Genomic DNA, 26,535 nt, shown 5'->3' with positions numbered 1-26,535 from the left:
CTAACGGTCGTCACTTTGCTCACGTGTGTTTTGGTGAGCCTGAACGCTACGGCGTTTCGACAGGACGAGTACGCGATAGAGATTTCTCCAGCCTCTGAAAACCTCTCACAGAAGACAGTAGTCGACATATACCAAGATAGTAACGGTTTTATATGGCTGCTCACGCAAGAAGGTTTAAATAGATTCGATGGCCAAGAGGTCGTCGCATTCAAAACTGATCGCGCTGATCCGACCTCAATCAATAATCAGGCCACCACTACCATTGCCGAGGATGACCAGGGAAGGCTCTGGATAGGAACGCTCGGAGGCGGGCTCAGTAGGTTCAATGAAGCCGACCTTAGTTTTACTTCCTATGAGGCTTTACCGTCGATTAGCAGTGAAAACCCCGTCTCAAATATGGTCTCCAGCCTCTATAAAAGCGGAGACGGCTCTTTGTGGGTTGGTTATGCAAACGGTTCCGGGTTCAGCCGGTTTTATCCAAATGAAGAATCTTTCGTGCACTACTTTCTTCCAAATCAGATGCCTAGTGCTGGGATTGAGGGGTTTGTTGAAACAGAAAACGGCACCCTGTTTATTGCCGTTGATGGCAGTGGGGTGTACCGCATGGACACCGAAACGGGTGTTCTGGTAAGTCTGAACGGTGAAATTGTTGAAGGCGCGACTACTCTTCCCACTGACATCAGTGACATGGCGTTACTTGAATCTGGCGAACTCTTGGTCACATCAAAAACAAAAGGGGCATTTCTTTACGCGATCAAAAGAAAGAGTGTTTCAAGACATCCGCTTCATTTCGCAACACAAGCAGACACGGCAAACCAAATTCAGACCGTCATGGGAGATACTGACGGCAATCATTGGTTTGGTACTGAATCTGGGATAGTGGTTTATTCCAAAAGCGCAGGAGCGACATGGCTAACCTCAGTGAACACGCAATTGCCCAGTGCCGCTGTTTTATCTTTGATGCAGGGCAGATCAGGAATGCTGTGGATCGGGACTTTCAGTGGTTTAGCGCAAGGCACTCGATCTCTTTTTCAGAAGTTCACTGAAGAGGATGGACTCTCGTCGAGCCCTACATTCTCGATACTTACCGACGAAGAGAACAACTGGTGGATTGGGACGCAAAGGGGAATCAACTCATTGCAGGCCACAAAAAACTCGAGCGATGACTGGCAGTTGCAAAGACCCATCTTAAATCTGCTTGGGGACTATCAAATAATGAGCATCGAGAAACATGAATCGATGCTATACGCCGGAACGTATACCGCTGGCTTTTTTGAGATCGACCTTGCCTCAAAAACGATTACGCAATTCACCGCTGATGGCCATGACGGTTCATTGTCAGCAAACGGAGTCCCGGTGTTGGAAGCTTTGTCTGATGGTCGAATCCTAGTTGGCACCTATGGCGGCGGCTTAAACGTCTTCGATCAAAGTACAAAGACTTTTCAATCATTCACCACTCAAAGTGGGATTGACACAACTATAAGCGATGACCGGGTTATATCGATATTAATCGACTCGCGCGAGCAGATCTGGGTGGGCACGCAGGACGGGCTAAACCTATTTGACACAGAAACTGCCACTTTCCGGCGGTTCAAATCTGATCCCGACGACACTAGAACACTATCAAGTAACGTTGTCTTTTCCCTGGCAGAGGACAAGGAAAGCCGGCTCTGGATCGGAACTAGAGGCGACATAAACTACTTATCTTTGGACAGTGTTGAAGATGATTTTCCGCGATTTCAGCTACTTGCGCCGAGTGTTGGTGTGCCCACTTCCGACATTCTGGGTCTAGTTATCGACGAAGACGACAACCTTTGGGCCGCTCACAACTTAGGTCTTACAAAAATTGACAGCTCTCGACAGAAGTCAATTAGTTTCGACATCAGTGCAGGCCTGCAAGGTCGAGAGTTCAATCAAGGAAGTGCGCACGCTGGCGAAAACGGCACTCTGTTTTTTGGAGGTTTTGGAGGATTCAACGTTGTAGACTCAAACATCAACTACGAAGATAACTATGAACCGGAAATACAAATAACCAGCTTCAAATTACTCAACGAGCAAGTCTACTTCGAAACCCCATACTCTGATCTAAATGACATTTACCTCGACTATGACTATCAATTCGCATCAGTATCATTTTCAGCTCTGGACTATCGACAGCCCGGTACGATTGATTACCGGTATCGAATAGATGGCATACACAACGAGTGGATCAACCTAGGCCAAACACGCAGCGTATCAATATCTGGCTTAGGCTATGGCACATATAAGTTAAGACTTAGCTCGACAAACTCAAGTGGGATATGGAGTAACAACGACCGAGAACTCACGCTGCACATTGCGTCTCCATGGTGGCTAACCTGGTACGCGTTCGCCGCATATGCCGCGCTCATTGTCTACGTGATTCTATTTATATTTAGGCAGCAACAAGCCAAATCGAGGAGAGAACTTGCGAGACGACTAGAGCTTGAAGAAAGGGTAGAGGAGCGTACTCACGACTTGATGTTGGCTAGAAATGAAGCCGAAGCTGCCGCGAGAGCGAAGTCCGAATTCCTTGCGGCAATGAGCCACGAAATTCGTACTCCCATGCACGGCATGATCGGTATGACCGACCTGCTTATTCAGTCGGGACTTAGCGCGCAACAAAGGTCCTATGCAGAAACTGCACGAGATAGTGGCGAATCTTTACTCGCGATCATCAACTCGATTCTCGACTACTCCAAAATGGAGGCCAACAAGTTAGAACTTGATTTTTCCGAGTTTGACGTGATCTCTCTAATAGATAACGTTTGCACTCTCCTCATACAAAGTGCGTCCTCGCACGGTACTGAGGTATATATCGTCTGGGGTGATTGTCAACATAGAAAAGTCTATGGCGATGTAGGAAAAATTCGCCAAATACTGCTTAATTTGATTGGGAATGCGATTAAGTTTACGAAAGGCGGGAAGGTAGTAATACGGTGCTCAACTACTGCCGTTAGCGAAGACTCTAGTGAAAACACCGTGAGATATCAGGTCGCGGTCGAAGACAACGGGATTGGTATAGCGAAAGAAAAGTTGGACTCCGTTTTTGAGGTATTCACTCAAGCCGATACGAGCACCACTCGCCAATATGGAGGCACAGGTTTAGGGTTATCCATCTCCAAAGAACTCGCAGCATTGATGGATGGTTCGCTTTCAGTAACATCTGAGCTCAATGTCGGCTCGACTTTCACCTTCGAAACCAAGCTCCGTGCTATCGACGCGGAGCCCGAAAGACCTCAACGCGGTGAAGAGCAAACTATCTGCGTAACTGAAAACGAGCTAATTTTCAAATCAATAAGTTCTAAACTGTCTGCTATTGGGTATGCTGCAGAGCGGTTCGACTCTATTGAGAGCATTAGACACCAGCAACTAAAGCCCGAAAGGCTTTTAATAGATAGAAGACAATGGGAAAGTCTTACAAATTGTGATGGCCTTGCTGCACCAAAGCTTATCGTCCTTTGGTCCGACAATAAAACTCCCGAGCCAACGGGCAACACCTACTTCATCTCTCCACCGTTCACCGAGTCAGAACTACTCATAGCCACAGAGTCCTCGGGTGAGCGCACTATACAGATCGGAAACGATGAAGATAAAGCCAACGGCATTAAGACAAATATACTCGTTGTTGAAGACGTCGCGGTAAATCAGCAAATCGCAATGACAATGCTGCATTCCCTGGGGGCAAAAGTTCAGCTAGCAGGCAATGGCGAGGAGGCCGTTGATCTTTTTCAAAAAAGTAAATACGACCTAATCTTCATGGACTGCCAAATGCCAATACTTGATGGTTACGCGGCCACACAGAGAATTCGAAAAATTGAGCAAGAGAGAGGCTTGCCTAGAACAACCATCATTGCGTTAACAGCTGGAGGAGACCAAGGAGATAAGCAGCGAGCTCTTGATGCAGGGATGAATGGTTTGCTCACCAAACCATTCACAACACATGACCTCCGTAAAGCCCTTGAGAGCTTTGGAGTCCTGAGCGAAATGGAGGCTTCATCGACAACTTCAGCCCAAAAAAACATAGGTATCAACCAAGCACTTGTGACTCAAGATGAAGTTCTAGATACCGATGTTCTCACCAACTTTAAGCGCCTTTCTGTAGACTCAGAAGAACTCATACCAAAACTGATCGAAGGCTTTTCGTCTCAGTTCACTGAGAAACTCAAGGAGCTAGAAACCTGCATTCAAAACAAAGACAGGGAAAATCTACGAACAGTAGCGCACGCAATAAAATCGATGAGCGCAAACATGGGCGCCATAGAGATCCGCGCGGCAGCCGATGAATTGGAAAAGGGATACCTGCAATTCAGGTTTGAAGAAGACACCCAAGTCATACAAGACTTAAAGTCTCATTATTTGCGATACACCATAGAAGTGAACAGTTATCTGATGGGGTGAAAATTAATTGTTCGATTATCGCACCAGCCCGCTTAGTCTGTATCGTTGTTTGCTCCTCATGTGCGGTCTCATCACATGCAACCCATCTTTTTCTCTAGATTATGTTTTTGCTCCCACATCATTAGAAGCACTAGTTGAAGAAAACCCGGTTCGCTCATTTCTGAGCGACTCTAGTGGCCGCACTTGGATCGGGACGCAATCGGCTCTTTTTCTACTAGATGACTCGCTCGGAAAAAAACTGAACAGCGTTTCCAGCGGCATGCATCGAACGATCTCTGATGAAATAGTTAGTATGGTCGAGAACTCGGGAGGTACGTTGTTTGCTTTGTCAGACGGTGGAAAGATCTACATCCACTCTCAGAGCACGAATAAATTTGTAAGTATTTTAGCCAGCGGAAGACAAAGATCCGCAACTGGGCGTCAAATTCTTTTCACTCCAGATGGATCACTGGTGTTGCGGCTTGAAGATACTATTGAAGTGTATCGACACGCATCTCCGTCCAATGCGGGAACCGTAAAGCCACAAGTTGTAGATGTAGGGCTACGGACACAGATTGTAGCGACCAACAACACGGGCTTATGTGGAGGGACCAGTACAAGAATCCTCTGCAACCTTACCGAGGAGGCTGGCCAAAGAACATCAGTATTTTCGGCTCCGGAAGGAAAAACAATACTGGCGATCGCATACATTCAGTCGAAAGATCAGCTTTGTGTGTATCTGAGCGACAACCAACTTCGTGTGTTCAGTATTTCAGGTTTGGGGCAAACAAAATCGTTTTACTTCCCTAGGCTTCTTGGAAACAAACTCAGAACTTTAGAGTACGCTAATAACCACCTTTTTTTCGGAACAGACAGAGGGCTCTTTTTTTCTGATCTTCAAATGCCGACGGTAGAGCGCGTCGAAACAAACAAGTACTCTTCCGTGACCGGTCTCTCGATCACAACGCAAGGCCTGTGGGTTTTATCTGAAAGCGGCATGGGCTACCTGGCAGCCACCCAAGGGCGCACATGGCAAGGAATCAACTTATCTCAAGCCACCGAAGTGCTGGGCTTTGCGCAAGACGGACAACATGGGGTTTTTATTGCATCGTATGATGGAATTTTTTATTGGAATCGGGCCAAAGACTCGCACACTTTAGTTTGGCCAAAGCCTGACGTGTCCACACCAGACCCTCGCGTGACCGCGTTGGGTATCTTTGAAGACTCTTTGTTCGTCGGCACATTCTCGAGTGGAATGAAAGTCTTCCGGATTTCTGAAGACAGATCAATTACTGCAACAGCAACTGGACTATTGGCAAACGCTGGTGTGACCTCATTTTTGCCCCTAAGAGAGGGAATGCTGATTGGCACCTATAAGAGAGGATTGAAATACCTCAAGGATGGGGCCATTTTTGATGTAAAGATGCCTCTAGATTGGCGGCAGAACCCTTCTCCAGTTACTAGCATCACGAGTCTTGGCGGATTAGAAAAGGTCGTTTTTACGACTGAGGACCACGTGGTGCTTCTTTGTCTAGAGTCGCTGATCCCATACTCGTGCTCGTTACAACTGACTCGCTCAAGCTTTAAAAAACCGAGGATACTATCATCTGAGTTTGGAGAAGATGGGACCATTTGGTTGGGCACTTTAAACCATGGAATGATGAGGACCTCGGTTTCTGAGCTCACCGAAAGTCGGCCCTTATCCAATCAATCTGCTTTTGACACGAGCAACCTGTCGATTTACAGCTTAAATCAGGAGGATTCAGAAACACTCTGGGCTGCAACAAACAATGGCCTTTTATCGATCAATGTTCGTTCTGGCGCGAAAAAGAGGCTGGGTAAGATACATGGTCTTTCAAATCTCGATTTTAATCACGGGGCGAGCCTGAAAACCGAAATGGAAATCTTTTTTGGAGGGCATTTCGGTTACGACATGCTAGATCAAAGCCGATCAAAGGCCGCCGCTGAGAATTCCAATATCTGGCTGCGTGCAATAGCCATAGATGGTCAAATGTATCGATCAAATATCCTCCAGATTTCTAACACAAGGCTCTTTATCCAAGCCAACCAACACACCACAGATTTTCACCTAACAGTAAACGACTATAGGCGACCTCTCCTAAATCAATATGAACACAAACTCGAAGGCTTCGACAAAGAGTGGCAAAACACCGGCAGTGTTAACGTCGTCACTTATCAGAACCTTCCGCCTGGTGACTATGTGTTCAGAGCCAGGGGCGCTGATTCCGCCGGCGTTTGGAGTGACAACGAGATTTCACTGCCTATCAGCGTTCTCCCTCCCGTGTGGCGCACCTGGTGGGCCCTCGCTGCTTACCTCCTTTTGGCTGCCGTTCTTTTTAAATACCTCAAGGCCTGGAACGATCGAAACGTTGCACAAAGGGAACGGCTGAAGTTGGCGGAAGAAGGCAACGCAGCCTTTTCTCGATTGGAGGATGACTATCAGGCACAACGGGAGGCCAATGAAGTGCTGCTTTTACGGCGCACTTCATCAGCACAGCAGCTACTAGACGCCGTCGAGGCCGCGGTCAACGCAACCCTGCAAGATGCTGAGGAATATACGGCTACGGCCATCGCGAACAGGCTTTCGGTCCTGCGCAGCATTCAATTGTTTACAGACCGGACGACAACAACCGAACGCACAGATGTACACGCCCTCACCAACGAAATCACCGCGTCTCTGGCCCAGTCCAACGAAGTGGCAGCGCGAGCCATCATCACCAACGATGTATCTGAGAACCCCGTGCCCCTGGAGCATGCTTTGTACCTAGGCCTCGTTATCCAGGAAGCGCTGGAGCTTGCGATCATGGGTCGGCGTTACGATGGATCTCTCGACCCCCTAATCTACATCGCCATGGCTCCCCCCACTCGCGACGACAGGAGCGAGTTGCAGTATCAGCTGCGTGTTGAGGACAGTGGACTCAAGCACGACAGTGACGCAGAGCTTGAGCGTCACATGCCATTCACCCTGCATCTCATTGAATCGGGGGGCGGTAAAGTCGCTGACGATTATGACGCGGGTAACAGCCTGACGATCAGCCTAAGCTTTACTTTCAGCGACACCGCTCTTCAGTAAACCCTAGCTTCCGGAAAACTGCGGCATGCGCTTTTCTCTTTGCGCCGCAAACCCCTCCTGCAAATCATCAGACTCCTCGCACTGGCGCGCTAACTCCGTCGCTCGGGCGATGTCGATGGAACCCCGTCCCGCCTGGTCAACCAGCTCCTTCATAGCCTTTGTCGCGAGGGGTGCAAGCCCGGCAATATGCAAGGTCAACTCCTCAACACGTTCGTCAAGCTCATCTCTTGCAACCATGTAGTCGTAAAACCCAACGCGATGAGCCTCTCCTGCATCCATGGCTTCCGACGCCACGAGCATCCGTCGCGCGACGTTGACACCCAGTTTCTCAACAAACAGGGAGATACCCGCTGGCGGGTAACACAATCCAAATGCGGCTGCGGGAACACGAAGACGCGAACCTTTAACGCCAATTCTAAAATCGCAACTCAGAGCGAGTTCGGTACCTCCGCCAAACACATTACCGTTCACCCGCGCCAGGGTTGGGATAGACAGACTGGCAAGGCGATGCATGACACTTTGAAAAGCATCGGGTTTAAGTACACCGCTATTCAAGTCGTCCAGGGATGCCCCTGCGCAAAAAGTCTTGTCACCCGCTCCCGTTACGACCAGCACTCTGATCTCCGGATCCGTCTCAATGAGATCCAGTGCACTGGAAACACCTTCCAGCTCGGCCGCACCGAGGGAATTATGCTTCTCCGGCCGATTGATGCACAGCACTCCCACGCTGTCATTCACGGAGTATTGAATCGTCTGGCCCATGCTAAGCTCCTGTTTTTCTCATTCTTGCACAGCGTCTATTCGCCGTCATCGCCACGTAAGCAACAAAGGAGATTTCCCATGCAACGCTGTGATTGGTGTGGCGATGACCCCCTCTACGTGAGCTACCACGACAGCGAGTGGGGCACGCCTCTGAAAGATGAGCAGTTAATGTTCGAATTTCTAATACTCGAAGGCGCCCAGGCGGGATTGAGTTGGATCACCATCCTGAGAAAACGCGAGGGCTATCGTCAGTTGTTCGATAATTTTGATGTTCATAAGGTGGCGCGCTACAGCGATAAGGACCTCGACCAGAAACTTCTGGATGCTCGCATCATCCGCAACAAGCTCAAGGTTTACGGCGCGCGTAAAAACGCTGTAGCCACTTTGAAGCTTTATGAAGAAGGCACCACGCTTCTCGACTATTTTTGGAACTTTCTCGACGGCAAGCCCTTGCAAAACAGCTGGCGGAGTATGGCGGAGGTGCCTGCCTTTACACCCCTGTCAGAGACCATCAGCAAAGACATGAAGAAGCGAGGGTTCACCTTCGTGGGACCGACTATTGTCTACGCGCATATGCAGGCTACGGGGATGGTTAATGACCACCTGATCAGCTGCCCCCGCCACCGGGAGTGCGCCGAACTCGCCTGATAATCTCATAGACAGGGGCAGTAAAAATACTTAAAGTTGGAATTTCCAACCTTGTAGTATGCGACGAGAACAAGCGCCCCCTGAATGCCGCTAAACCGAAGCTCAAACAGCTCTTCTCCATTCAACCGAAAAGCGCAGCATGACGCCAAGCGTATAGCTATCCTCTCGGAGGCAGCCCGATTATTTAACGGCAAAGGCTCTCGCGCCACCACCCTTCAGGACGTAGCCCGAGGGCTCGGTCTCACAAAAACCAGTCTCTACTATTACGTTCGCACAAAGGAAGAGCTTATCTTCCAGTGTTACGAAGTCACGATGCAGCGACAGCATTCCATCATGGATGCTTTGGACAAGACCGCCCTCTCACCCCTCGAACGCGCCGGTGCATTCTTCAAAAGCCAGTTCGAGAGCTGGCTCAGCGCGCAAAAAGGGGATGATGTCCACATCGCCGCGCCCCTGGAGATCGCCTCCCTCAAACCGCATCACCGCAGCGCTATCGAGGCGGAGTACATACGCATGTTCAAGCGCCTCCGTGCCTATCTTCGCGAAGCGATGGATAGGGGAGAGGCTCGCAGGATTGAAAGCACTTCCGCGACGCGGGCCATCATTGGTGCCACGGATTGGGTTTTTCATTGGCTCCATCAACTGGAACGCGGAGAAGTTCTCGCTGCGGCGGACGCTGCCTGGGATATTTTGCTCCATGGTCTCTCCGCCGCTGAGGACGAGTATGTACCTGCCACACTGAGCATCAGCTTTGACAGCGATCGTCCTGCCCAGGGTTTCGATCGACAGGAGCAACATCGCCAGAAGCAAGAGGCCTTTTACAAAGCCGGGACCTGGTTTTTCAATCGCAAGGGCTTTAACGGCGCGTCCCTCGACCAAATCGCTGAACACCTCAACGTGTCCAAGGGCGCCTTCTACTATCACATACGCAACAAAGAAGACTTGCTCTTTGCCTGCTACCAACGGTCTATTGCCATCGTCCAGCGTATCGACGCGCTGGCAATGCGCACGGAGGGATCAGGTTTGCAAAAACTGGATGAAACAGCCCGCCGTGTTTTTCATGCTCAGAACTCCGACGCGGGCCCGCTCATTCGTTACAACACCATCACCGCGCTGCCGACGGATCGTCGAAAAGAAATTCTGTCGGCAACAGAAGAAGCCGACAGTCGCTTTGATACGCTCATTGCCGAGGGAAAACTCGATGGCAGTATTCGCGATGTAAACCCCCTCCTTGCCCGCCGATTGATGTCTGGCGCGATTAACGCCTCCATGGACATCAGCCTGTGGCGCGCCATTGATGACATCGATATAGCGGCCGTTGAGTATTTCGATATTTTCTATAACGGATTGTTACCCAGAGAACATTTACCGGAGAGCAACTGATGAATGCCCCTCTATCTGAGCTTCTGCGTCATCTGGAAGTGAAGCGCATCGACACCTATCTATTTACCGGAAGCAGCCCCGAGCGTCCCCGGCGTATTTTCGGGGGCCAGGTGCTTGCCCAGAGTCTCAATGCCGCGAACCGATCCATCGGCGATGGCCGGGTCGCTCACTCCATGCACGCGCACTTCCTTCGCCCGGGCAATCCTGCGAAACAGATTGTTTTCGAGGTAGACCCCACCCGGGATGGGCGCAGTTTTGCGACTCGTCGCGTTGTGGCCAAGCAGGATGGAAAGCCCATCTTCATCACCTCCGTGTCCTATCAGGAAATCGAGGACGGGCTGAATCACGAAGCACCCATGCCTGAGGTTGAGCCCCCCGAAGGTTTGCAAAACGACTTCGACTACTGGACAGAAATGGCGGCGAAACACCCTGACCGTTTCGATCCGCCGTTTTCCCAGGCGGTTGAGCGCAAGGTTATCAATCGCCGGGACTATGCATCTCCTCAGCCCGAGGAGCCCATTTCCCATACCTGGTTCCGAGTTCCCGGTGACATCGGTGACGATGCCAACCGTCACCAGACCCTCATCGCCTTCATTTCGGACTTTGCGCTCCTGGGCGCAGCCTTGCTACCGCACCCCTACACGGCTGCCAGCAAGAAAATTCAGGCGGCCAGTCTGGATCATGCTATTTGGTTTCATCGTCCCGGGCGCGCCGATGACTATCTGCTCTACAGCATGGATAGTCCTAACGCCGGGGGTGGTCGTGGATTCAGTCGCGGGCAGTTTTTCAGTCGTGACGGGCGGCTCATCGCCTCGACGGCGCAAGAATCACTGATACGTTTGCGGCCCAGCTCTCCTTAGATCAGACAACCCGGAAAAGGCGCGAATAGACTGTCCTGCTTTGCTGACGCTACGGACGCCGGTGGATAAAGGAAACTCCCTAGTTAACCACCGTGGACATCTGTTCCCCGAGAGACTGCACCGCAAGCGGTCCTGAGCTGTCATCAAGGAGCGTCACTGAGGCGTTATCGGGCCAGAAAACCAGCGTGTCCCTGTGTCCCCGATACCAGCCCACGAGCGCGTTGATCACGAGAAAATGCGTGAACACCACGGCGGTGCCGGACAATGCCTCCGTAGCCTCAACAATATTGTCACGCCACTGATGCAAGGCCGCATCCTGCTGAGGCCATTGCTGGCGCATAAAACTCCGCAGCCAATCCTGTCGTTGAGCCAGGGGTACCGGAGAAGGAATCTCGCGAAAGCGCTCCTCTAGCTGAACACTGAGACCGAAGGCGTCTGCAAGGGGCTCCGCGGTCTCCTGTGCCCGGAGCAGTGGACTGCTCAGCAAGGTAATCTCAGTCTTGGGTAACTCAGAAGCCGTGAGCTCCCCGTGCAACAGCTCTGCCGTTTGCTTGGCCTGCGCGTGTCCGAGCTCCGATAGGCCCGGATCCAGGCTTTCCTTCCAGCTCGCCGCTGCCTCGCCATGGCGGACCAGATACACGCGCTTCCTATCGCTCAGGTCGCTCAGGTCGCTCATCGATAGGTAACCAGCTTCTCGCCCCGAGACACCGAGAGCTCCCGCAAAAAGGAGCAGTCGTTAAAATAGGACAGTGATATACGATCGGCGCTGTAAAAGAGCTGCGTCACCGAGCAGTTAAATACCGGCTCGTAAAACTGGTAAGTCGCCGATCCGGGGAGTTTCAACACTGCCGCTGTAAGCGTTGCGATAGTGCCTCCCGAAGTGAATACCCCGACGGTTTTACCGCCGCCCTGATTGCGGACGATATCCTCAAGCATACTGTGTACGCCCTCGGAGTAGTCCTTCCAGCTCTGAATAGCAGGCTCATCGCAGTCCGGCGATACCCAATAGTTGAACACCGCCTCAATAACTTTTTGAAACCGTTTGCTTGAGTCCAGACCCTGATCAACGATGGCCTTGATGTCGGGCCGTGTTTCCAGGACTTTCGGAAGAAGATACTCCAGATGCTCGTCATTCCGCACTTCGTCCAAACGTGCATCTTCAATCACAGGTATCGGTGCCGCCTGCCCTTCCAGCGCCAGAGCTGCGGTATCTTTCTGTCGCTCCAGGGAGCCGCTATAGGCCGCATCAAAAACAACGCCCGTGCGCGCCAGATACTCCCCCGTCAGCTTGGCCTGAAGACGCCCCAGCGCGGATAACTCGTCGTAATTCTCTGCGCCAAAGGACGCCTGCCCATGACGAATAAGGTAAATGCTTGCCATTAAGTGTTTCCCAATAAAGAAGGTTCTTCCTCTCGGGGAAAACGCAGCTTTCTCCGATAAGGGTAAAAAGACTCTACGTAACCACTGCGAATCTGCTCCTGCAGGGACTGCCAGAACCGCGCCTCATAGATATCCGAGTGCTTTGCGTCAAAGGCTTTACGCGCTCGCTGGTTACCAGAGAAAAACAGCCGGAATTCCTCCGGAAAAATATCGTTGGGACCCACGGAGTACCAGGGCTGACTCGCCATTTCCTCCATTTCATTGCGCGGCTCGGGGATTATGCGAAAGTTACAGTCGGTGAGGGGCACAATTTCGTCGTAGTCGTAAAACACCACGCGCCCGTGGCGCGTCACGCCAAAATTTTTCAGCAGCATATCTCCGGGAAAGATATTCGCCGCGGCCAGCTGCTTGATGGAGTTTCCATACTCGTCCATCACCTCTTCCACTTCTAGATCCGTTGCATCCTGCAGATAAAGATTAAGCGGTGTCATGCGGCGCTCGACATAGAGATGACCGATGATCAGCGCTTTGCCATGTTCTTCAATTTGCGACGGCGCAACCTGCTTCAGCTCTTCGATGAGTTCATCGGAAAATCGATCCCGGGCAAAAGCGAGGTTGGTGAACTCCTGGGTATCCGCCATGCGTCCCGCCCGGTCCGCACGTTTAACAAGGCGATACTTGGCTTTTACCTCCTCGTGGGTAACTTCTTTGGGCGGAGTAAAACGATCCTTGATGATTTTGAACACAAACGGATAGGACGGCAGGGTAAACACGGTCATCACCATGCCCTTGATGCCCGGGGCAATCACAAACTTGTCCGTGGTGGATTCCATATGCCGCACCGCTGAGCGGTGGTAATAGGTTTTGCCGTGCTTGTTGTAGCCCATGGAGCTGTATATCTCGGAGATGGGCTTGGCAGGCATCAGCTTGGCTAAAAACAGCACGTACTGCGAGGGAATGGTGGCATCGACCATAAAATAGGTGCGGGTAAAGCTGAACACCACGCTCACCCGATTGGAACCAAACAGCACCGTGTCCACATACACACCGCCGTCCTCGTTGTGCAGCAGGGGCAGTACAAAGGGCATGCTGTCCTGCCCGGATAGGATCCGACCAACGATGTAGGCGCCCTTGTTGCGGTAGAAGTGATGGGACAGCACCTCCATACGCACGTCTTTTCGGTTGATGTCGAAGTCGCTCACCAGGACCAACTCCTCCTGAAAAGCCTCAAGGAGCCGGTCCACATCCCGAGACAGATCTTCGTAGGGAATGTTGAACCGATAATCGACGAGGAGCTTTTCGATGGTATCCCGGAGGGAGTTCTCCACAGCGTAGTAGCGCAGTACCGGGCTGCTGTCTGACAGGGGGATATCTCCCTGGGACGAAAAAACAAAGGCGTAGTCGTTGCGCACGTGCTCGTGCTCAAACACCGCGTTGTAGACGGAGTTATAGAAGGTTTCCGCAATCTCAAAGTTATTGTGGTTGCGGATCAGCCGCGCGTAAATCTTGCGGGTGTCGCGCCAGAAGGCGTAATTGCGCAGTTCTTCCCCCGCCACCAGTTCTACGGTGTCGAGAACAAAATTGACCTTGAGCTTATAGAGATCAATGCGCTGAATCGTCGCGGCATGGATCCCCAGCCAGTCGGCGTTTTCAAAACGGGACCGGGCTCCCAGGGTGATATTCTGAAAGTCTGCGAAATAGGACTCAAAGCCGTTGAGAATTATTCGCGCAAAGCGTTCCCGTCGTTCCACGCTACACCCTTCCTCCTACTCCCGAAATCCGCGGCGCCTAAACTTCCGGGTTGCCAAACTGACGACGCAGCTTCCGCATCCCGCCGATCCATCGATCGTAGTCCGCCGTTTTCCGTTCGCGGTACTTGGCTACCTCGGGGTGAGGAAGAATCAGAAACTGTTCCTCTTCCAGTCCACGCACGACGGCCTCTGCAACATCTGCCGGCGTCAGGATGCCGTCAACTCCTGCGGTCCCGCCCTCGGAATCGCCAATCATACGCGTAGCGACCGCCTGGGGGCAGAGACAGGATACCTTGATACCTGCATCACCGTGGGTGATTGCCAATGACTCGGCAAAGCCGACAGCGGCATGTTTGGTCGTTGAATAGGCCGCGTCACCCACCTGGCTCAAAAGCCCGGCTGCGGAGGCGGTGTTGAGAAAATATCCCTCGCCTCGTTCAATCATAGAAGGGAGACAGGCACGCGCTGCATAGACATGGCTCATCACGTGGATGTCCCACATGGCCTGCCAGGTCTCATTGGGCGCCGAAGTGGCATACCAGGGGGGGCCGTCCAAAGCGATAATGCCGGCGTTAGAGCAGAAGAGATCGATATGCCCAAACTTTGCGATGACGTCTTCCACCATCGTAGCGATTTGTGCCTCTTCCCGGACATTCACCTCATAGGCACTGCCACCGAGAGCGTCCGCCACGGCTTGAGCGGCATCCCGTTCAAGATCCACAACGACGACCTGTGCAGCACCGTCCGCAGAAAAACGCTCGCAAAGCGCTTTACCAATACCATTCCCACCGCCGGTAACAACGACCACCTTGCCTTCTACATTCATCCACTCATCTCCAGAAACAAAAAAGCCCCCAGTCGGGGGCCTGATAACAGCTTCAAACTTTAAGCCGCGTCGCTCATGCTGGCAAGATTGTCAGCGGTCTTCGAACCGTAGCTCAGGGCATTAAATTGCGTCTGGTGATGATCGCGATCCCCGAAGGTCGCGTTTATCATCATCAGCCGCTTGGCGTAATGTGCGATGTCCAACTCATCAGTCAGCCCCATTCCACCGTGGAGCTGAATGGCCTCTTCAAAGATGTGTTTGCCACACTTGTGCGTCATCACCTTCAGCGCATGCAATTCGCGACGCAAATCTTCATCGCCATTCTCCAGGGCGCAAACAGCCCGATAAAGCATGGACTTTGCCTGCTCGTAGGACATGAAGGTATCGACCATACGGTGCTGGAGCGCCTGGAAGTTGCTGATAGCGGTGCCGAACTGCTCGCGGGTCTTGGTGTACTCCAGCGTCTTGCTATTGAGTTGCCCCATGAGTCCCACGGCCTCGCTGCAAAGCGCAACGATGCCTTCCTGAATGACCTGGTCCATGGCACTGTAACCGCCATCAAGCTCTCCGAGAAGTGCGTCCGCACTCACGCTGACATCCTTGAAAGTGATATTGGCAACGTTCTGCCCATCCATGAGGCGGTAGCTCACACGCTCGACACCCGCGGCCTTCGCATCGACGATAAACAGGCTGATGCCCTGGCGATCAAACTGCTCGCCGGAGGTCCGCGCGGCGACGATCAGGGTATCCGCGTTCATGCCATTGCTGACAACCACCTTTTCACCGTTGAGCTTGTATCCATCATCGGCAGCGGTTGCCGTGGTGAGCATATCCGCAAGCTCATACCGGCTTTGACGCTCGAGGTAGGCGAAGGCGCCCAGGCGGCTGCCGTCGATGATGCCGGGAATGTATTCCCCTTTCTGACCATCGCTGCCGGCTGCGTTCAGCAAACCACCGAACAGTACGACGGTTGCAAAGTAAGGCTCAACGATGAGGCCCTTGCCAAACTCTTCCATCATCACCATGAGGTCCACGGGACCGCCGCCAAAGCCGCCATGCTCTTCGGCAAAGGGCACGCTCAGCCAGCCAAGCTCTGCAAAGGTCTGCCATACTTCACGGCTCATGCCCTCGTCGCTGGCAACGATGCCGCGCCGGGTGTCGAAATCGTAATCATCCTGAACAAAACGGGCGACACTGTCGCGCAGCATTGTCTGCTCTTCTGAAAAATCAAAATTCATAACTTATCTCCTGCCTTTTATCTGCGTGAGTCCGGCGCCTTACAGGCCCAGCACAGCCTTGGCAATAATGTTTTTCTGGATCTCGTTTGAGCCGCCATAAACCGTCGCCGCGCGACCGTACATATAGCTTTGACGCGCCGCACTGCCGAAATCATGTCCGATCACATTGCTGTCGAGTTCTGTGGGCAGCACGCCCTGGTAATGCGCTGCGACATCCATGCGCAGCTCCTGTACCTGCTGCTGGATCTCCGTACCCTTAATCTTCAGCAACGAAGACTCGGCACCGGGAGCGCCGCCCGCAGCCACGGACGCAAGGACGCGAAGGTCCGTGAACTCGAGGGCCATAAGCTCAATCTCGATATCCGACAAACGCTTCTGAAAGAGGGGATCGTCAATGAGCGCCTTGCCGCCATTTACCTCGGCCTCGGCCAGCTGACGTACCTCGCGCAGCGCACGCTTGGAATCAGCCACGCCCGCAATACCGGTGCGCTCATGGGCCAAAAGCGCCTTGGCGTACGTCCAGCCCTTGTCCTGCTCACCGATAAGATTCTCCACGGGAACGCGAACATTGTTGAATTCAACTTCATTCAGACTGTGATGATTGTCGATGGACTCAATGGGATTGACCTTGATGCCCTCGGACTTCATGTCGATGAGCAGGAAGCTGATGCCATGCTGCTTTTTGCCTTCGCTGCTTGTTCGAACGAGGCAGAAAATCCAGTCCGCATGCTGCGCGTAGGTCGTCCAGATCTTCGCGCCGTTTACTACGTAGTGATCGCCATCCAGCTCCGCCTTGGTTTTAAGCGACGCCAGATCAGATCCGGCGCCCGGCTCGGAGTAACCCTGGCACCACCAGTCGTCGCTGTTCAGGATACGTGGCAGAAAGCGCTGTTTTTGCTCTTCGTTACCAAAGGTGTAGATGACCGGAGCGACCATGCTCAAACCAAAGGGCACCACGTCGCGAATACCCCGCGCCGAGCGCTCGGACTCGTAGATGAACTTCTGTGTGGGCGTCCAGCCCGTACCGCCGTATTCCACGGGCCAACCCGGAGCAACCCAGCCCTTTTCATTCAGCTTCTTCTGCCACTCAACTATCGCTTCACGATACTGTTTGCTGTCACCCATGCGGGCACGCAAATCGTCGGTGTAAGCCTCATCAAAAAACGCCCGGACTTCATCGCGGAAGGCGAGTTCCTCGGCTGAAAAACTGGTATCCACAGTTTTGCTCTCCTGTTGCTTGGCCTTGCGGGGCCGGAATTGACTCACGGAAACCTGGGACATTCCCTGAATTTCCGTGGTTTTGAATTTGGAGTATGTTTTTCCTAGCGCCAGTACTCTAGCGTCCTTTAAGACGCGGTACAAGCTTGCAAAGTCATTTGATTAACGCCCCAAAAAACCGGCGCTCAGGGCTGCAAAATAAAACCAAGAGGGACTGAAGACGGGTGAGGAGGGGTAGAAGCGCGGAGCTTGCCGCGCCCGTGCCAGCGACTGGTGTCCAGGGGATCCCTGCTGACCAGGGCCCTTCGGCGCTGACGCAGTCGTTAAGATAGTCTTAAACGGCCGCTGAGACAGTCGCTGAATTAGTAAAGCAGACTGAACAACTTTCGCTGATACTCAGCCGCCAGGGGGTCACCCTTCCCTAGGGACGCAATGGTATCGAGGAGGGCTTTCTTGGTGGCGCCGTCCTTGTGATTGACGTCACTGCGAAGAATAAACAGCAGGCTCTCCAGCGCATCCCGAAACTGCCCCGCTGCGCTGTAGTGCACGGCGATCTGCTCCAATAAATCCAGATTTTCCGGGTCGGCATTGAGCTGCTCCTCCAAAGCCAACAGCTCCGGGGACCGTGAAGCTTCCCGGGCCAGATTCAGCTGAGCCAGTAATTGATCATAGAGGGGGTCCTGATCGACCATGGGAACGGCGTCAAGGAGCTCCTGGGCATCATCAAGACGCTTCGCCTCAATCAGAGCGTGCACCAGGCTCATGGCGATATCGTGGCGGCGTCCACTCTCGTCATAAACGCGGCGAAGCAGTGCTACGGCGCCGGGAGCATCGCCCGATTGAAGCAATGCGTTGGCCTCCTGAAGCGCCGCGTCATAGGGCGAGGGCAGATGCTTCTCCAGCATTTCTCGCACGGCCTGTTCGGATTGAGCGCCCGCAAAGCCGTCTACCGGCTGTCCGTCGCGCATCACCATCACCGTCGGGAGGCTGCGCACACCAAATTGCTGAGCGATCATCTGCTGATCATCGGCATTGACCTTGGCCAACAAAAACCCGCCGGCATACTCGGTTGCCAGCTTTTCCAGCAGGGGCATGAGCACTTTGCAGGGCTCACACCAATCGGCCCAGAAATCGATCACGACCGGTCGCTGACTGGACTCCTCAATGAGATAGCGTGCCGCGTTACTCTCATCGATATTGACAATGGTTTCCGGCGTATCAGGCATTGCCTCGATCATTAGCTTTTCCTATTCCCTCAGTTGCAGGACATCCTGCATATCGTAAAGTCCGGCACCTTTGCCAGCGAGCCAGACGGCCGCACGACAGGCACCGCGCGCAAAGGCCTGGCGGGTTCCGGCGCGATGAGTAATTTCCAGGCGCTCGCCCTCACTGGCAAACAGCGCCGTATGGTCGCCCACTATGTCACCGCCGCGAATAGTGGCAAAACCGATGGTGCCGTTAACACGCGCTCCGGTGATTCCTTCCCGACTCATCACCGCCTGCTCATCCAACTGCACATCGCGGCCCGCGGCCATCGCCTTGCCAATAGCAAGCGCGGTACCGGACGGCGCGTCGACCTTGTGACGATGGTGAGCCTCGATCACTTCCAGATCGGTATCGCTATCACTGGCCCGACTCGCGAGCTCTACCAGTCGCAGCATCAAATTGACGCCGGTACTGAAATTCGCTGACTGACAGATCGCAACCTTTTGCGCCGCCGCGGCGACAGCGGCCTGCTGAGCCTCATCGAGTCCCGTGGTCCCAAGGACCCAGCTGACGCCAGCAGAGGCACAGGCAGCGCCATGCTGGCCGGTGGTGGCCGGCGTCGTGAAGTCTACAAGCACATCCGCGGCCTCAAGGGCTGCATCGATATCATGGGTGTACAACGCCTCTGCGGCGGGTGAAGGTTGTGGCACGCTCTCTTCGGGAGCCAGGGTTACTGCCGTCAGAACAAGCTCATCGCTAGCCGCGATCAATTCGATCAGGGTGCGGCCCATGCGGCCATTCCCGCCCGCGATGGCAACGCGAATACTCACGGCTTGAGCTCATCAAAAAAGTTTTTCACCCCATCAAACCAGCTCTTTTGCCGGGGGCTGTGGGCGTGACCACCCTCTCCCATACTGGTCTGCAACTCCTCGAGAAGCTCTTTTTGACGCTTGTTCAAGTTAACCGGTGTTTCGATGACCGCCCGGCACAGCAGGTCGCCGACGCCGCCGCCGCGCACCGGTTGCACGCCCTTACCCCGGAGCCGGAAAAGCTTACCGGTTTGCGTCTCTGCCGGGATTTTCAGCTTGACCCGACCATCCAGAGTTGGCACCTCCAACTCCCCACCGAGGGCCGCATCCGCAAAGGTGATGGGAACCTCGCAGTAAAGATGCTTACCATCGCGTTCGAAGATGGGGTGCTGTTTCACGGACATCTGTACAAACAGGTCACCGGGAGGACCGCCCTCGGCACCCGCTTCGCCCTCGCCGCCGAGGCGAATACGATCACCCGTATCTACGCCCGGGGGGACTTTGACCGACAGTTTCTTGGTTTTCTCTACCCTGCCCTGTCCGCGGCAGGAGGTACAGGGGTCGGAAATTGTGCTCCCACGCCCGCGACAGGTGGGACAGGTTTGCTGTACCTGAAAAAAACCCTGCTGCATGCGCACCTGACCGGCACCCCCGCAGGTGCCACAGGTAGTGGGGCTGCTGCCCTTGCGGGCCCCGCTGCCATCACAGGTGGAACAGGCCGCGAGGGTCGGAACCCTGATTTGTACCGTCGTGCCCCGGACCGCATCTTCCAGAGAGATATCCAGGGTGTAGCGCAGATCGGAGCCGCGCTGAGCGCCACCGCGTCCGCGGCCGCCACCACCGCCAAAGATATCGCCGAAAACGTCGCCAAAAATATCAGAGAAATTACCGGCGCCCCCGCCAAAACCGCCGCCCATCTGGCCCTCGACGCCCGCGTGCCCATACTGATCATAAGCCGCTCGCTTCTGGCTATCGCTGAGAACTTCGTAAGCCTCTGAGGCTTCCTTGAACTTCTCATCGGCCTTGGGATCATCGGGATTACGATCCGGATGATATTTCATCGCGACCCGGCGATAGGCTTTCTTGATGTCCTTTTCGTCGTCGCTGCGGCTAACGCCGAGGACTTCATAGTAGTCGCGTTTTGACATAATACTCTGCGGTCAGGCCGCACCCCTTCCTAAATCGACAACGCGGGCTCTTACGTCCCGCGTCACATCTCAACAACAATCCGGCGCTACAAAAGATGACTCTTCTGCAGCGCCGGAGCGGCAAGTTTACTTCTTGTCGTCGCTGACTTCTTCAAATTCAGCGTCTACCGCGTCATCGGCACCGGAATCATTACCAGCGTCCGCAGCGCCATCAGCGCCACCCTCTGCCTGTGCTGCTTCCGCCTGCGCCGCGTACATCTTCTGTGCCACAGGGCCCGTTGCCTCGGTCAGCTTCGTCGCAGCAGCATCGATGGCGTCCTTATCGTCACCCTTGACCACTTCTTCCGCTTCGGAAATAGCCGCCTCGATGGCCGACTTCTCGTCGTCGCTGGCGTGCTCGCCCGCTTCCTCAAGCGTTTTCTTGGCCGCGTTTACCAGACCTTCGCAGGTGTTCCGCGCGGAGATCAGCTCCTCGAACTGCTTGTCAGCTTCGGCGTTAGCCTCGGCATCGGCCACCATAGCCTCGATCTCGTCATCCGACAGACCACCGGAGGCCGTAATGCGGATCGACTGCTCTTTGCCCGTGGCCTTGTCCTTCGCAGACACGTTGAGAATACCGTTCGCATCCAGATCAAAGGTCACTTCGATCTGCGGCATACCCCGCTGTGCCGGAGGAATGTCCGCAAGATCAAAACGTCCCAGAGACTTGTTCTGGGTCGCCTGCTTGCGCTCGCCCTGGACGACGTGAATGGTTACCGCAGTCTGGTTGTCTTCCGCCGTGGAGAAAATCTGCGATTTCTTCGTGGGAATCGTCGTGTTCTTCTCGATGAGCGGCGTCGCGACACCACCCATGGTCTCAATGCCCAGGGTCAGGGGCGTCACATCCAGGAGCAGCACGTCTTTCACATCACCGGCGAGAACGGCACCCTGGATAGAAGCGCCCATGGCTACGGCCTCGTCAGGGTTTACATCCCGACGGGGATCCTTGCCAAAGAACTCAGCGACTTTGCGCTGCACCAGCGGCATACGTGTCTGACCGCCCACGAGAATCACATCGTCGATTTCGCTGGGAGACAGGTCCGCATCCTTGAGCGCCATCTTCAGCGGCTCCATGGAGCGCGTAACCAGCTCTTCCACCAGAGACTCCAGCTTTGAACGGCTCAGCTTGACTACCAGGTGCTTGGGACCCGTTGCATCCGCTGTGATGTACGGCAGGTTAACTTCCGTCTGCTCGGAGTGCGACAGCTCGATCTTGGCTTTTTCCGCCGCTTCCTTCAGACGCTGGAGGGCGAGAGGATCGTTATGCAGATCAATGCCATTCTCGGACTTGAACTGGTCCGCGAGGTATTCGATGAGACGCATATCGAAGTCTTCACCGCCCAGGAAGGTGTCACCATTGGTGGACAGCACCTCAAACTGATGCTCACCGTCGACCTCGGCAATTTCGATAATGGAGATATCAAAGGTACCGCCGCCGAGGTCATAAACCGCAATGGTGTGATCGCCCTTTGCCTTGTCCATACCGTAAGCGAGGGCCGCCGCGGTGGGCTCATTGATGATGCGCTTAACATCCAGACCGGCGATCTTGCCCGCATCTTTTGTTGCCTGACGCTGGGAATCGTTGAAGTACGCCGGCACGGTAATCACCGCCTCGGTCACGGGCTCACCCAGGAACTCTTCGGCCGTCTTCTTCATCTTGCGCAGTACTTCGGCAGACACCTGCGGCGGTGCCATTTTCTCGCCCTTGGCCTCCACCCATGCGTCGCCGTTATCGGCGGCCACAATCTTGTAGGGGACCATGGAGATGTCTTTCTGGACGACATCATCAGTAAACTTGCGCCCGATGAGACGCTTCACGGCATACAGCGTGTTGTGTGGATTCGTGACGGCCTGGCGCTTCGCACTCTGGCCAACAAGAATTTCGCCATCGTCGGTGTAACTCACAATAGATGGCGTGGTGCGGTCGCCCTCAGCGTTTTCGATCACGCGAGGCTTACCGCCTTCAAGTACGGAAACGCACGAGTTCGTGGTTCCCAGGTCAATTCCGATTATCTTGCCCATGTCATTTCTCCTGGCTTGCCGGCATCTGCATGTCCGGATGCCGCCGTTGCAATAAATTCTGTTGTATATGTGGGTCCGCAGCGGTGTATTTCAAGAGCCCTGCGTGACATTTCCCGACCTGCCTATTCCGCTGCAGGCGCCTTGCTGACCATCACCATGGCCGGGCGCACCAGGCGCCCGTTGAGGGTGTAGCCTTTCTGCATCACGGTAAGAACCGTATTGGGCTCGGCGTCGGGGTTTTCGATCATGCTCATGGCCTGGTGAAGCTGGGGATCAAAGGGCTCTCCCGCGGGGTCCAGCTGCACGATCTGGAACTTGCCGAGGGCTCCCACGAAACTCTTGAGGGTCAGATCCACCCCTTCGGCGATGGAGCTCAGGGCCGGATCGTCACCGTTGATGGCGTCCAGCGCCCGCTCCAGGTTATCGACCACCGGTAAAAGCTCGCTGCAAAACCGCTCAAGGGCAAACTTACGCGCCTTCTCCACGTCCTGATCAGCACGACGCTGGGCGTTCTGTGCCTCGGCCTGGGCTCGCAGTGCCTGATCCCGGGCCAGGCCCACCTCCTCCTGAAGCTTTTCGAGCTGATCCTCCAAAGAGAGCTCGGCATCAGACCCACCGCCCTCGCTGACATCAGCAGCATCGTCGGTTTCTGTGGTTTCTGGCCCCTGATCGTCTGTCATCGACTCTTCCGCTGCATCCGCAAGCGGCTCCTCATCGCGTTTATCTTCCGCCACCGTGATCTCCTGGTGTTCTGATTGAAAAGGCGAGCATCCCCGCAAACTCGACGGCGATGGCTGTGTTTCAGCGGAGATGGGGGCAGAGCGCGAAATTACAAGGCGAGAGAGCCAAAAACTGCCTCGCGGATGCGGCCGGCGCAAATCGGGGGTCAGGTCGGGGGGGATTGCCCTCTGACCCGCCTATTGGCCCAGGGCGGCGCTCAACATCCTGGAGGTCACATCGACGATAGGAATCACCCGGTCATAGGCCATGCGTGTGGGCCCGATCACGCCCAGGACCCCCAGGGAACGCGCCCCATCGCCGTAGGGCGCGGTGATCAGGGAGTAATCACCGAAAATCTGCGAGCCCGCTTCCTCACCAATGAAGATTTTGACGCCATCGGCTTCCGAGCAGCGCTCCAGGAGATGGGACAGATCCCGTTTGCTCTCCAGGGTCGAAAACAGTTCCCGAAGACGCGCAAGCTCCTCGGGGCTTGCCCCCTCCAGCAGTCGGGATTCGCCCACGATCAGATAATCGGATGGGCGAGCCTCCTCCGCCAGCGCCTGCTGCGCCAGATCCAGGGTCGCTGAGAGATAATTGTCCAGCGAGTTTCGCGCCGACAGAAGCTCCTGCTCTACCCGTTCCTGCACATCTGCAAGAGCCTGGCCGGCATAGCGCTGATTGATTTGCGCCGCCGCGGCGCGAAGCTCCTCATCGGAAAACACACGCTGGGTGTGAATAATACGGTTCTGCACTTCCCGCTGATTGATTACCAGAATCACCAGCACGCGATCCCCCGACAGCGGTAAAAACTCCACCTGCCGCAGGGGTTGCTGTGTGGGCTTTGGCACGGTGACCACGCCGGCCTGGGAGGTGATTGAGGACAACATGGTAGATGCCGACTGCACCAGATCAGCGGTGTTGCGATCGGGATTGAGTTCTTTACGGATGGAATCAAAGGCGCTGGGATCCGGCTCATCCGTAACCTGCAGGAGGCTGTCCACAAAAAACCGGTAACCCTGGGCGGTGGGCACACGCCCGGCGGAGGTGTGGGGCGAGTGGAGGAAACCGCGCTCCTCAAGATCTGACATCACGTTGCGGACCGTGGCCGGGCTCACCGACAGACCGGCCTCTTCCCGCAGCGTCTGGGATCCCACGGGACTGCCATCGCGGATATGCATCGCAACCAGGGTTTTTAACAAGGTTTCTGATCGCTCTGTCAGCTCACGACCCAAACGCTCTCTCCTACGGTTTATCAGCCGAGGTTTTAGCACAGACCCGCGGGAACACAAAGCGCGGAGCCCGCTGGAGCAAATTTGCTGTTTATGCACTGTGGCGGATGGGTTATAACCCTCGGCTACACGGAATCGGACCGCCATGCTCAGCCAAATCACAATCAGCCAATTTACCGTCGTGGAGTACCTTGAGGTGGATTTTCGCGACGGGCTCACGGTAGTGACGGGCGAGACCGGCGCAGGGAAGTCGATCATGCTCGACGCCCTGGGTCTTTGCCTTGGCGACCGCGCAGATCCCAGCGCTATTCGCCCCGGTGAAGACCGGGCGGACATCAGCGCACGCTTTGAGATTGATAGCATGCCCGCCGCCCAGAAATGGCTCGAAGCCCATGATCTGGCCGCCGACGGCGACTGTCTTTTTCGACGGGTTATCACCCGGGAAGGACGATCCCGTGCCTACATCAACGGCCGCCCCAGCACGCTGCAGGATTGTGCCGCCCTCGGGGAATTACTGGTGGACATTCACGGTCAGCACGCCCATCAGTCACTGCTGCGCCGACCGCACCAACGCATGCTCCTCGATAGCTACGCAGGGCAGCTTTCCACCGCCCAGAAAGTGTCCAGTTCAGCCAGCGAGTGGCTGCGACTCCGCGACGAGCTGGATGCAGTGCGGAGCAATCAGCAGGAACAGGCGGATCGCGAGCAACTCCTGCGCTATCAGGTGGGAGAGCTCGACGAGCTTGCCCTGGGTGATACGGAACTACAGAGCCTGGAAGACGAGCAGCGCGTTTTGGAAAACGCCGACGCCATTCAACGTCAGGCAGCGGGCGCCATCGAGCTCTGTGACAGCAATGAAAGCGGTGTGCGTGCCGCGCTGGCTGCGCTGGACCAAGACCTGCACCAGGGCAAAACCATCACCAACGTACGCGAGATGCTCGATTCCGCCGCTATTCAATTGGCGGAAGCGCGGAGCGAGCTCCAGCAATATCTGGCGGGCACCGAAAACAATCCCCAGCGGCTTGCGGAGGTCGAAGCCCGCCTGGAGGCTATTTACGCGCTCGCGAGAAAACATCGCATCATGCCCGAGCAACTCAGCGCTCATCACCAGGCGCTGAGCGAAGAGCTTGCAACCCTGGACTCCAGTGATGAACGCATCGAGGCCATGGAAGCGGCCCTCGCTCAGCAGTTCGATGCTTACAAAAACCTGGCAGGCACACTCAGCGGCGCGCGGAAAAAAGCCGCGACAAAGCTCGAAAAAGAAGTGAGCAAGCTCCTGAAAAAGCTGTCCATGAGTAACTGCCAGTTCAAGATCGCCCTCGGCAAACGGGAGGGTCATGACCCTCATCTTCTGGGCGAAGAGGACATCGAGTTGCTCATCAGTACCAACCCGGGGGCAGCCCCCCAACCCCTGGGACGCATCGCATCCGGGGGTGAGCTGTCGCGCATCAGCCTGGCTATTCAGGTTGCGACCGCCGGGAACACCACGGTGCCGAGCATGGTTTTCGATGAGGTAGATGTGGGCATCGGTGGCGCTGTTGCCGAAGTGGTAGGTCGCCTTCTCGCTGACATGGGCAGGAATGCGCAGGTATTGTGCGTCACGCACCTGCCGCAGGTCGCGGCTCAGGGGCAACAGCACTTACAGGTCGAGAAGTCCGGCAAAGGCAAGCGACTGGCGTCGACCCTTCACGAACTCGACGAAAACGAGCGGGTGAACGAGATTGCACGGATGCTCGGTGGCCTGAAAATGACCGAGAACACCCTGGCCCACGCGCGGGAAATGCTGGAGAGCCGGGACTGAGTT

Annotated in this window: 19 protein-coding genes; 6 read left to right on the top strand and 13 right to left on the bottom strand. The window is 54.8% G+C overall.

The annotated features are described in order from the left end of the window. Positions 1-33 precede the first annotated feature (33 nt). Together KT71_RS05545 and KT71_RS05540 are read left to right on the top strand one after the other, a co-directional pair. Positions 34-4,419: a two-component regulator propeller domain-containing protein gene (locus tag KT71_RS05545; protein ID WP_169729142.1), complete on the top strand. Its 4,386-nt coding sequence runs from the start codon at positions 34-36 to the stop codon at positions 4,417-4,419. Positions 4,420-4,426: 7 nt separating this feature from the next. Next, positions 4,427-7,492 (top strand): triple tyrosine motif-containing protein, encoded by a 3,066-nt coding sequence (locus tag KT71_RS05540; RefSeq protein WP_084566957.1) that lies wholly within the window; start codon positions 4,427-4,429, stop codon positions 7,490-7,492. Positions 7,493-7,495: 3 nt separating this feature from the next. Here the strand turns inward: KT71_RS05540 and KT71_RS05535 are convergent, their stop codons facing one another. Further along, the gene (locus KT71_RS05535; RefSeq protein WP_008292413.1) at positions 7,496-8,254 is read right to left on the bottom strand and encodes an enoyl-CoA hydratase/isomerase family protein; all 759 of its coding nucleotides are present in this window, start codon (positions 8,252-8,254) and stop codon (positions 7,496-7,498) included. A 78-nt stretch (positions 8,255-8,332) separates the two neighbouring features. Here KT71_RS05535 and KT71_RS05530 point away from each other — a divergent pair, with 78 nt between their 5' ends. The 3 genes from KT71_RS05530 to KT71_RS05520 all read left to right on the top strand — a co-directional run bounded on the left by KT71_RS05530 (position 8,333) and on the right by KT71_RS05520 (position 11,145). Continuing rightward, the gene (locus KT71_RS05530) at positions 8,333-8,902 is read left to right on the top strand and encodes a DNA-3-methyladenine glycosylase I (RefSeq protein WP_008292414.1); all 570 of its coding nucleotides are present in this window, start codon (positions 8,333-8,335) and stop codon (positions 8,900-8,902) included. Positions 8,903-8,986: 84 nt separating this feature from the next. Continuing rightward, complete coding sequence (locus KT71_RS05525) at positions 8,987-10,285, top strand: TetR/AcrR family transcriptional regulator (protein WP_008292416.1); 1,299 nt, start codon at positions 8,987-8,989, stop codon at positions 10,283-10,285. Further along, positions 10,285-11,145 (top strand): acyl-CoA thioesterase, encoded by an 861-nt coding sequence (locus tag KT71_RS05520; protein WP_008292417.1) that lies wholly within the window; start codon positions 10,285-10,287, stop codon positions 11,143-11,145. Before KT71_RS05525 ends, KT71_RS05520 begins: the two co-directional genes overlap by 1 nt. 79 nt (positions 11,146-11,224) lie before the next feature. Here the strand turns inward: KT71_RS05520 and KT71_RS05515 are convergent, their stop codons facing one another. The 12 genes from KT71_RS05515 to hrcA all read right to left on the bottom strand — a co-directional run bounded on the left by KT71_RS05515 (position 11,225) and on the right by hrcA (position 24,734). Then, a complete protein-coding gene (locus tag KT71_RS05515) occupies positions 11,225-11,821 on the bottom strand; it encodes a histidine phosphatase family protein (RefSeq protein WP_008292419.1) in 597 nt (198 codons plus the stop codon). After that, positions 11,818-12,525 (bottom strand): histidine phosphatase family protein, encoded by a 708-nt coding sequence (locus KT71_RS05510; RefSeq protein WP_008292421.1) that lies wholly within the window; start codon positions 12,523-12,525, stop codon positions 11,818-11,820. The genes KT71_RS05515 and KT71_RS05510 overlap by 4 nt, the downstream gene beginning before the upstream one ends. Beyond that, the gene (gene aceK, locus KT71_RS05505; protein WP_008292423.1) at positions 12,525-14,276 is read right to left on the bottom strand and encodes a bifunctional isocitrate dehydrogenase kinase/phosphatase; all 1,752 of its coding nucleotides are present in this window, start codon (positions 14,274-14,276) and stop codon (positions 12,525-12,527) included. Before aceK ends, KT71_RS05510 begins: the two co-directional genes overlap by 1 nt. A gap of 37 nt (positions 14,277-14,313) precedes the next feature. Continuing rightward, the gene (locus KT71_RS05500) at positions 14,314-15,102 is read right to left on the bottom strand and encodes an SDR family oxidoreductase (RefSeq protein WP_008292424.1); all 789 of its coding nucleotides are present in this window, start codon (positions 15,100-15,102) and stop codon (positions 14,314-14,316) included. Between the two features lie 59 nt (positions 15,103-15,161). After that, complete coding sequence (locus tag KT71_RS05495) at positions 15,162-16,340, bottom strand: acyl-CoA dehydrogenase family protein (RefSeq protein WP_023660011.1); 1,179 nt, start codon at positions 16,338-16,340, stop codon at positions 15,162-15,164. Between the two features lie 39 nt (positions 16,341-16,379). After that, on the bottom strand, positions 16,380-17,558 hold the full coding sequence (locus KT71_RS05490; protein WP_040362849.1) for an acyl-CoA dehydrogenase family protein: 1,179 nt from the start codon (positions 17,556-17,558) through the stop codon (positions 16,380-16,382). 362 nt (positions 17,559-17,920) lie between these two features. After that, on the bottom strand, positions 17,921-18,796 hold the full coding sequence (trxA, locus tag KT71_RS05485) for a thioredoxin (protein ID WP_008292427.1): 876 nt from the start codon (positions 18,794-18,796) through the stop codon (positions 17,921-17,923). A gap of 9 nt (positions 18,797-18,805) precedes the next feature. Then, positions 18,806-19,594 (bottom strand): 4-hydroxy-tetrahydrodipicolinate reductase, encoded by a 789-nt coding sequence (dapB, locus tag KT71_RS05480; protein WP_008292428.1) that lies wholly within the window; start codon positions 19,592-19,594, stop codon positions 18,806-18,808. Continuing rightward, positions 19,591-20,721 (bottom strand): molecular chaperone DnaJ, encoded by a 1,131-nt coding sequence (dnaJ, locus tag KT71_RS05475; protein ID WP_008292429.1) that lies wholly within the window; start codon positions 20,719-20,721, stop codon positions 19,591-19,593. The genes dapB and dnaJ overlap by 4 nt, the downstream gene beginning before the upstream one ends. Positions 20,722-20,847: 126 nt before the next feature. Continuing rightward, positions 20,848-22,782 carry a molecular chaperone DnaK gene (gene dnaK / locus KT71_RS05470; protein ID WP_023660009.1) on the bottom strand — a complete coding sequence of 645 codons (1,935 nt, stop codon included), beginning with the start codon at positions 22,780-22,782 and terminating at the stop codon, positions 20,848-20,850. Positions 22,783-22,904: 122 nt separating this feature from the next. Further along, positions 22,905-23,516, bottom strand: coding sequence for a nucleotide exchange factor GrpE (grpE, locus tag KT71_RS05465; protein WP_008292431.1), 612 nt, complete (start codon positions 23,514-23,516; stop codon positions 22,905-22,907). A 183-nt stretch (positions 23,517-23,699) separates the two neighbouring features. Then, positions 23,700-24,734, bottom strand: a complete 1,035-nt coding sequence (gene hrcA, locus KT71_RS05460; RefSeq protein WP_008292432.1) for a heat-inducible transcriptional repressor HrcA — start codon at positions 24,732-24,734, stop codon at positions 23,700-23,702. A gap of 142 nt (positions 24,735-24,876) precedes the next feature. Here hrcA and recN point away from each other — a divergent pair, with 142 nt between their 5' ends. Further along, positions 24,877-26,532, top strand: a complete 1,656-nt coding sequence (gene recN, locus KT71_RS05455; protein ID WP_008292433.1) for a DNA repair protein RecN — start codon at positions 24,877-24,879, stop codon at positions 26,530-26,532. Positions 26,533-26,535: the final 3 nt, after the last annotated feature.

This window comes from Congregibacter litoralis KT71 (assembly GCF_000153125.2).
Lineage (GTDB): Bacteria > Pseudomonadota > Gammaproteobacteria > Pseudomonadales > Halieaceae > Congregibacter > Congregibacter litoralis.
Note: the sequence above shows the minus strand (reverse complement) of the source record. Positions and strands in the feature narration are given on the sequence as shown.

Bases quoted from the DNA above. Each gene is read 5' to 3' on its own strand.
- KT71_RS05495 (WP_023660011.1), bottom strand. From the start codon at position 16,340: ATGAATTTTGATTTTTCAGAAGAGCAGACAATGCTGCGCGACAGTGTC.
- dnaJ (WP_008292429.1), bottom strand. From the start codon at position 20,721: ATGTCAAAACGCGACTACTATGAAGTCCTCGGCGTTAGCCGCAGCGAC.
- recN (WP_008292433.1), top strand. From the start codon at position 24,877: ATGCTCAGCCAAATCACAATCAGCCAATTTACCGTCGTGGAGTACCTT.
- KT71_RS05515 (WP_008292419.1), bottom strand. From the start codon at position 11,821: ATGAGCGACCTGAGCGACCTGAGCGATAGGAAGCGCGTGTATCTGGTC.
- KT71_RS05520 (WP_008292417.1), top strand. From the start codon at position 10,285: ATGAATGCCCCTCTATCTGAGCTTCTGCGTCATCTGGAAGTGAAGCGC.
- KT71_RS05525 (WP_008292416.1), top strand. From the start codon at position 8,987: ATGCCGCTAAACCGAAGCTCAAACAGCTCTTCTCCATTCAACCGAAAA.
- KT71_RS05510 (WP_008292421.1), bottom strand. From the start codon at position 12,525: ATGGCAAGCATTTACCTTATTCGTCATGGGCAGGCGTCCTTTGGCGCA.
- KT71_RS05500 (WP_008292424.1), bottom strand. From the start codon at position 15,102: ATGAATGTAGAAGGCAAGGTGGTCGTTGTTACCGGCGGTGGGAATGGT.
- dnaK (WP_023660009.1), bottom strand. From the start codon at position 22,782: ATGGGCAAGATAATCGGAATTGACCTGGGAACCACGAACTCGTGCGTT.
- KT71_RS05530 (WP_008292414.1), top strand. From the start codon at position 8,333: ATGCAACGCTGTGATTGGTGTGGCGATGACCCCCTCTACGTGAGCTAC.
- KT71_RS05535 (WP_008292413.1), bottom strand. From the start codon at position 8,254: ATGGGCCAGACGATTCAATACTCCGTGAATGACAGCGTGGGAGTGCTG.
- trxA (WP_008292427.1), bottom strand. From the start codon at position 18,796: ATGATCGAGGCAATGCCTGATACGCCGGAAACCATTGTCAATATCGAT.